General features: G+C 57.1%; 1 protein-coding gene and 1 pseudogene. One reads left to right on the forward strand and one right to left on the reverse strand.

Going from position 1 to position 813, the window contains the following annotated elements; genetic code table 11:
* Positions 1–80 precede the first annotated feature (80 nt).
* The gene (locus tag DDE13_RS22555; RefSeq protein ID WP_235868828.1) at positions 81–392 is read left to right on the forward strand and encodes a hypothetical protein; all 312 of its coding nucleotides are present in this window, start codon (positions 81–83) and stop codon (positions 390–392) included.
* A gap of 237 nt (positions 393–629) precedes the next feature.
* Here DDE13_RS22555 and DDE13_RS22565 read toward each other — a convergent pair.
* Positions 630–770: pseudogene (locus DDE13_RS22565) on the reverse strand (iron dependent repressor, metal binding and dimerization domain protein); the annotation flags it as partial.
* Positions 771–813 lie beyond the last annotated feature (43 nt).

Here is an 813-nt window from a genome sequence, read left to right on the forward strand (position 1 = left end):
GCTGAAAACTGTCGCGGCAATCGTCAGAGCGGCCAGCCAGAAGTTTGTTCAGCCTGAACTACCAAACGGCGGGAACCGGGTTGCTCGATCCCCTGTCCGACGAAACCATGGGTGGCTACACGATCTGGGTCCCGTCCTCGATGCTGATGATCGCCGCGATCATTCTGGTCATGAACGGGTGGAACGCGGCCGAGGTGCGTCGCTGGAATTCACGATACGAGTTGGTGCGAGGCTCGAACTCCGCGGCGCTCGAGTTTCCGGAAACGGCCGAAGAATTGCGTCTGAAAGTGGCAAAGCCAAACCGCGACATGGGCCGGACGCTCGCCATAGGCGCCTTGGTCATGTTCTTCATCGTCATGACGACGGTGGTGACTATTGTCTATGCGCTTTGAACAGAGGAGCAAATCAAAGGTTGTACCCACGTCTTTTCCCGCGATCGACATTTTCGCTGCACCGTCGTCGCAGTCAGAGATTTTGGGCACACTATCTCGGGCTGGCCAAGCTCAGAGGACACGAACGATTTTCTGCACTAAAGTTGACCATCAGAACAGACCCACCAGCCTTTGACTGCTGACGCCGCCGCCTCCTGAGTCTTGCTTTGCTGAATTTCGCGAGAACTTGATGCTGCGCTACTTGCCGCTCTCAGATTGCAGGAGGGCGTGTTCGAAGGCCTCCAGCGTGGTCGTGCTGACGTGATGCTCGATCCCCTCCGCATCGCGTTCCGCAGTCTCTTCGTCGATTCCCAGGCTGAGGAGTTCGCCCTGAACAATTCCTAACCTACTGATTCTCAGCGCAGATCACGCTGGAGCGCTG

Source organism: Meridianimarinicoccus zhengii (genome assembly GCF_003254465.1).
Classification (GTDB): Bacteria; Pseudomonadota; Alphaproteobacteria; order Rhodobacterales; family Rhodobacteraceae; genus Meridianimarinicoccus; species Meridianimarinicoccus zhengii.